Annotated in this window: 5 protein-coding genes and 1 pseudogene; 5 read left to right on the top strand and 1 reads right to left on the bottom strand. The window is 71.8% G+C overall.

Annotated features, from left to right (window positions below; genetic code table 11):
• Window positions 1-383: pseudogene (locus tag ACWD3D_RS31755) on the bottom strand (hypothetical protein); the annotation flags it as partial.
• 137 nt (window positions 384-520) lie between these two features.
• Between ACWD3D_RS31755 and ACWD3D_RS31750 the strand changes: the two are divergent.
• Genes ACWD3D_RS31750 through ACWD3D_RS31730 form a run of 5 tightly spaced genes read left to right on the top strand, consistent with a single transcriptional unit; the run spans window position 521 to window position 6,340 of the window.
• Window positions 521-1,891 carry a glycerophosphoryl diester phosphodiesterase membrane domain-containing protein gene (locus ACWD3D_RS31750; RefSeq protein WP_451464197.1) on the top strand — a complete coding sequence of 457 codons (1,371 nt, stop codon included), beginning with the start codon at window positions 521-523 and terminating at the stop codon, window positions 1,889-1,891.
• Window positions 1,892-1,895: 4 nt separating this feature from the next.
• On the top strand, window positions 1,896-2,603 hold the full coding sequence (locus tag ACWD3D_RS31745) for a DUF4129 domain-containing protein (RefSeq protein WP_451464196.1): 708 nt from the start codon (window positions 1,896-1,898) through the stop codon (window positions 2,601-2,603).
• Window positions 2,600-4,024 (top strand): DUF4350 domain-containing protein, encoded by a 1,425-nt coding sequence (locus tag ACWD3D_RS31740; protein ID WP_451464195.1) that lies wholly within the window; start codon window positions 2,600-2,602, stop codon window positions 4,022-4,024. Before ACWD3D_RS31745 ends, ACWD3D_RS31740 begins: the two co-directional genes overlap by 4 nt.
• Window positions 4,021-5,022, top strand: coding sequence for an AAA family ATPase (locus ACWD3D_RS31735; protein ID WP_451464194.1), 1,002 nt, complete (start codon window positions 4,021-4,023; stop codon window positions 5,020-5,022). The genes ACWD3D_RS31740 and ACWD3D_RS31735 overlap by 4 nt, the downstream gene beginning before the upstream one ends.
• Before the next feature lie 10 nt (window positions 5,023-5,032).
• Complete coding sequence (locus tag ACWD3D_RS31730) at window positions 5,033-6,340, top strand: DUF58 domain-containing protein (protein WP_451464193.1); 1,308 nt, start codon at window positions 5,033-5,035, stop codon at window positions 6,338-6,340.
• Window positions 6,341-6,523 lie beyond the last annotated feature (183 nt).

The raw sequence follows: 6,523 nt of genomic DNA, 5'->3' as shown, positions 1-6,523 counted from the left end.
GCCACGTCGACCGGGGCGCCGTGCAGCAGGACACGGCCGGCCCGCTCGCCGACGTCGTCGAGTTCACCGGGCCGTACCACCGCGGTGGGCCGCGCCGTGGCCAGCAATTCCGCGGCTTCGTCCACGTCGTATCCCCGGACCGCCGCGAGGGCCACGCCGTACGCACCGGCGATGCCCAGCAACGGTGCCCCGCGCACCGCCAGCGTCTGGATCGCCCGCACCAGCGCGGGAGCGTCGGTGCACACCAGCTCGACCTCCTCGGCGGGAAGCCGGGTCTGGTCGAGCAGCACCAGGACGGGGCCCTCGGGGGGCTCGTCCCAGCGGAGCACGGGAAGCGCGGAGGGCTCGCTGCCCACCGGCGGTTGCGCGTCCTGTTCAGCCATCCGCCCAGTCTGCCCGCTGGGAGGGCCACATATGAAGGTGCCAACCAGAAGCACCTCGAACGCACTTGTGTCCCGCGTGGCACGATGGCTGCCAACCTGCCGCCCCGATGCGCGGTCAGGACGGTGAAGGAGCCAGAATGAACGACTCTCCGGGCTGGGCCCCGCCCGGATCCGCCCCCTCCGACGAACGGGGCGCGGGCGTACCCCGCCCTGCCGGACCGGTCGACTCCGAACCGCCTGCCGGCCCACGGCCCGCAGAGGGGAATCCCGCCGACGCGAACCCTGCCGACGCGAACCCTGCGGACACGAACCCGACCGGCGCGAACCCCGCCGGCGCGAGCGGGACCGGTGCGGCGGGCCAGTGGTCTCCCACCCAGCCACCGCCCGGCCAGTGGTCCGCCCCGGCTTCGTCCGCACCCGGGCCGGGGGCGCCGCCCCCGCCGCCGGGCCGGGGAGGCAACCAGAACCCCGGCGGCTACCAGGGATGGGGCAACCCGGCCCCCCAGGGCTGGGTCGGCTACCAAGGCTGGGGCCGCACTCCGTTGGCGCCCAAGCCGGGCGTCGTCCCCCTCCGTCCGCTGAGTGTCGGTGAGGTACTCGACGGGTCGGTCTCGACCATGCGCACCCACTGGCGCACCGCGCTGGGAATCAGCCTGGTGGTCGCCGTCGTCGTGCAGGTCGTCTCCCTCCTGATCGAGCGTTTCCTGCTCCCCGAACCGGTCACGATCGACCAGAACGCCTCCGAGAGCGAGGTCCTGCGCCAGTCCATCGACGCGATGCGGTCCCTGCTCGTCTCGAGCGCGCCGAGCGCCGTTCTCAGCACGGCCGCCGTCCTCTTCACCGCGTCGGTGCTCAGCGTCGTGGTCAGCCGCTCGGTGCTCGGCCGCCCCGTCACACTGGCCGAGGTCCGGGCGGAGGCCCGCCCCCGAATCCTGAGAGTGGTGGGACTGGCGCTGCTGCTCGCGGTGGCGATCGTGGCGATCATGGCGGTGGGTCTGGCTCCGGGGCTGCTCGTCGGCTCCGCGGCCGGTGCCGGCCTCATCGTGCTCGGATTCCCCGTCGCCTCCGTGGTGGCCCTCTGGCTGATGACGCTCTTCTGCCTCTCTGCCCCGGCCCTGATGCTGGAACGTCAGTCGGTGGGTCAGGCCCTGCGCCGGTCGTCGAAGCTGGTACGGGGAGCCTGGTGGCGGATCTTCGGCATTCTGGCGCTCACCTGTCTCTGCGTCGCCATCGTGTCCGTGATCATCGGTATCCCCTTCGCCCTGATCGGGTTCTCCGTCGACGGCGGCGTCTCCAACGGGCTCTTCAGCTCCGATCCGACTCCGACCGGCTGGCCCTTCCTCCTCGTGTCGAGCCTCGGCGGCGTGCTCATCTCGATGCTGACGTACCCCTTCGTCTCGGGTGTGATCTCCCTGCTCTACATCGACCAGCGCATCCGGCGCGAAGCTCTCGACCTGGAACTCGGCCGGGCGGCCGGGCTCCCCGGATACGCGTCCAACGGAGGCTGATGGCATGACGGGGGCGGGGGGCACCATCACGTCAGGCCCACAGCTGTGGGCCGGGCCGAGACTCGCGGACATACCCGTGGACACGCCACGGGTTCCCGCGAGGGAGGCGGCCGAGAAGGAACTGTCCGAAGGGATGTACCACGAAAACGACCCCGGCCTGCTGAGACGGGCTTTCGACGCCTGCCGGGACTGGGTCGGCGAGCTCTTCGACAAGGTCTCCGGCGTCGTGCCCGGGGGGCCGCTGGGCATCCTCGTCCTGGTACTCCTGGCTTTCGGCCTGGTGGCCGCCCTCTGGTGGCGGCTGGGCACACCGCGTCGGCCGGCCGTCTCGGCGAAACCCCTTTTCCGGGAGAGCGGTCCGCGCGGCGCGGCCGCGCACCGCGCCGCCGCCGAGACGCACGCGGAAGCTCTCCGCTGGACCGAGGCGGTCCAGGAACGCACCCGCGCGATCGTCCGCTCCCTGGAGGAGCGCGCGCTGCTCGCCCCCCGCCCCGGCCACACGGCCGACGAGGCGGCCGAGGCGGCCGGACGCAGGCTGCCGGACCACGCGGCCCGTCTGCGCGCGGCGGCCCACACCTTCGACGCACTCACGTACGGCGGCCGTACGGCCGACGAGAGCGCGTACTCGACCGTCCGCGCACTCGACGACGACCTCGAAGCGACGCGGCCGACGACCGCTGGTGCCGCCATCAGGACGGGAGCCGCCGGATGACCGGTCCCACGAAGACCGCCTCCCCTGCCGGGGGCGCGGATACCGTCCCCGGCTCTCCGGGCAGCCCTGCTGACTCCGTCCCGGCGGTCACGGGCGCCGCGTCCGGGTCCACGTCCCTGTCCGCGACCCCCGCGCAGCTCTGGAAGCGGGCCCGCGGCCTCCTGCTGGCCCTGCTCGTCCTGGTCGTCGGTGGTGTCACCATCGCCGCTCTGCAGTCCGGCTCCCGACACGGGATGCTCGACCCCCGGTCGGCGGATCCGGAGGGCAGCAGAGCCCTGGCGGAGCTCCTCGGACAACGCGGCGTCAGCGTCGACGTGGTCACCACGCTCGACGATGCCGTCTCCACGGCCGGCCCCGACAGCACGCTCCTGGTCACCCGGCCGGACCTGCTCACCGAGTACCAGCAGGAGCGCCTGTGGAAGGCCGTCTCCGGCTCCGGGGGCCGCACCGTCCTGCTCGCCCCGGGATCTCCGTCCGTGCCCGCGCTCGCCCCGGGGGTGCGCGTCGGCCCCACCGTCAAGGTGACCACACGTGAACCCGCGTGTTCGTTGCCGGCCGCGCGCCGGGCGGGCCCGGCCGACCTGGGCGGGGTCACGTACGAAGCGGAGGGCCCCGGAGCCACCGGCTGCTACCCGGCCCACGACCTCACCCCGCTCCTCGTCGTCCCGCGGCACGACGGCGAGACCGTCCTGCTCGGCTCCCCGGACATCCTGGTCAACCGGCGCCTCGCCCACGAGGGCAACGCCTCGCTCGCCCTGCAACTCCTCGGCTCCCGTACTCATCTCGCCTGGTACCTCCCTTCTCTCGCCGACCCCTCCGCCTCGGAGAACGGTCGTGACACGGATGACGGTGGTGAGACCGGCCGGGACCGGCCGACCGATGACGAAAGCGCGCAGGGGCACACCGCTGCCGGTGACCCCGGCCGGAATCAGCGGGCCGACGGTGACTCCCGGCAGGGCGACGAGACCGACGGGGGCTCCGGCGACGACCAGGGCGGATTCTTCGACCTGGTCCCCTCCGGCTGGTTGTGGGGCACGCTCCAACTCGCCGTCGCCGCGCTCCTCGCGGCCGCTTGGCGCGGTCGCAGATTCGGCCCGCTGGTGGCCGAGAGGCTGCCGGTCGCCGTCCACGCCTCCGAAGCGACGGAGGGTCATGCCCGCCTGTACCAAAGGGCCGGCGCACGTGACCGTGCCGCCGCCCTGCTCCGCGAGTCGGCACGCACCCGCCTCGCTCCGCTCGTGGGGATCTCCCCCCGCGAAGCGCACTCCTCGGACGTCCTCGTCCCCGCACTCTCCGCCCGGCTTCCCGCCGGCACCGCACTCGACGCCCTGCTCTTCGGCCCGACTCCGGACGACGACAGCGCACTTGTACGCCTGGCCGACCAACTCGACGCCCTCGAAAGAGAGGTACGCACCTCATGAGCGCCCCGACCCCGGCGATATCAGGGACCTTCGCGGCCCCTACGAACTCCGACGCCGCCCGCGCATCACTCGAAGCCCTGCGCTCCGAGATCGCCAAGGCCGTGGTCGGTCAGGACCCGGCCGTCACCGGACTCGTCGTCGCTCTGCTCTGCCGGGGACACGTCCTCCTTGAGGGCGTCCCCGGTGTGGCCAAGACCTTGCTGGTCCGGGCCTTGGCCGCCTCTCTCGAACTCGACACCAAACGTGTTCAGTTCACCCCCGACCTGATGCCCAGCGACGTCACGGGATCGCTCGTCTACGACGCCCGTACCGCCGAGTTCTCCTTCCAGGCAGGTCCGGTCTTCACCAATCTGCTGATCGCCGACGAGATCAACCGCACGCCTCCGAAGACTCAGTCCTCCCTCCTGGAGGCCATGGAGGAGCGTCAGGTCAGTGTGGACGGGACACCTCGCCCACTTCCCGACCCCTTCCTCGTCGTCGCGACCCAGAACCCGGTGGAGTACGAGGGCACCTACCCCCTCCCCGAGGCCCAACTGGACCGCTTCCTGCTGAAGCTGACGGTTCCTCTCCCCACCCGGGAGGAAGAGATCAACGTCCTCACCCGTCACGCCCAGGGTTTCAACCCGCGTGACCTGAAGGCGGCGGGCATATCCCCCGTCGCGGGTCCGGCCGACCTGGAGGCCGCCCGTGACGCGGTCGCCCAGACCGCGGTCTCTCCGGAGGTCGCCGGTTATGTCGTCGACCTGTGCCGTGCCACCCGCGAGTCCCCCTCACTCGCTCTCGGTGTCTCCCCCCGCGGCGCCACCGCGCTGCTGTCCGCCGCCCGTGCGTGGGCCTGGCTCACCGGCAGGGACTACGTCATCCCCGACGACGTGAAAGCCCTCGCCCTGCCCGCACTCCGTCATCGCATCCAACTGCGGCCCGAAGCCGAGATGGAGGGCGTCACTCCGGACGCCGTCATCACCTCGGTCCTCGCTTTCGTGCCCGTCCCCCGATGAGGCGGTGACCATGCCCCTCACCGGAAGAGCCGCGCTGCTGGCCGCTGTGGGGTCACTGCCTGTAGGCGTCCTGGCCCCCAGCTGGGCCGGGATGCTCGCGGTCAATGCCCCCCTCTCGCTAGCCATTCTGTGCGACTACGCCCTGGCCGCGCCAGTGCGAAGCCTGCGCTTCACTCGATCTGGTGACACATCAGTTCGACTTGGTGACAGCGCTTCGGTGCAACTCACCGTGACCAACAGCTCGCGTCGGCGTCTGCGTGCCGAGCTCCGCGACGCCTGGTCCCCGAGCAGTGGAGCCACGGTCGCGGAGACCGGCGGGGCCCGGCACCCGGTCTCCGTCGCGGCCGGCGAGTCCAAGCTGCTCACCGTGCTGCTCCGGCCGACGCGGCGAGGGGATCGTGTCCCCGATCGAGTGACTGTCAGGTCGTCGGGCCCTCTGGGACTGGTGTCGCGCCAGGGGTACCACCGGGTTCCGTGGAACGTGCGGGTCTTCCCACCCTTCTCCAGCCGCAAGCACCTGCCCTCCCGTCTGGCGCGTCTACGCGACCTCGACGGGCGCACGAGCACGCTCAGCCGTGGCCAGGGGACCGAGTTCGACAGTCTCCGTCCGTACGTGCCGGGTGACGACACCCGGTCCATCGACTGGCGAGCCACGGCACGGCAGACCGCGGTGGCCGTGCGGACCTGGCGCCCCGAACGGGACCGGCACATCCTGATCGTCCTCGACACCGGCCGCACCTCGGCCGGCCGGGTCGGTGACATGCCTCGGCTCGACGCCGCGATGGATGCCGCTCTGCTGCTCACCGCACTGGCCGGGCGGGCTGGAGACCAGGTCAATCTCCTCGCCTACGACCGGCAGGTGCGGGCTCAGGTCCGCACGTCCGGCGCAGGGGTGCTGGCGAAGGTGGTCGACGCCATGGCGACGCTGGAACCCGAGCTGGTCGAGACGGACACCCGCGGCATGAGCACCGCCGCTCTGGCCGCCGCTCCGAAACGGTCGCTGATCGTGCTGCTGACGACACTGGACGGGGCCCCCGCTGAAGAGGGCCTGCTCACGGTCCTTCCGCAGCTCACCAGGCGCCACACCGTGATCGTGGCGGCCGTGGGCGACCCCAGGGTCGAGGAGATGACACACCGCAGGGGTTCCGCGGAATCCGTCTACGAGGCAGCGGCAGGCAGACGTACCCAGGCCCAGCGCCTGCACATCTCGGAACAGCTCCAGCGTCACGGTGCCGTCGTGGTGGACGCGCTGCCGGAGAGCCTGGCGCCGGCACTGGCCGATGCCTACCTCGCACTGAAGGCAGCCGGTCGGCTCTGACGCGATGCGCCCTGTTCTCGTTCCGTCTCCCGGCGGCTTGCCGGAGGAGGGACAGGAACAGGGCGAGCACTCCGCGTCCAAGATATTGCCGTAAACGCAGAAAACCCCCGTGCCCAAAGGCACGGGGGTCTCCCGGAAAAATTGTTCGGCGGCGTCCTACTCTCCCACAGGGTCCCCCCTGCA

The organism is Streptomyces sp. NPDC002690 (assembly GCF_053592415.1).
The sequence above is the reverse complement of the archived record's forward strand: the minus strand, read 5'-3'. Positions and strand labels throughout refer to the sequence as shown.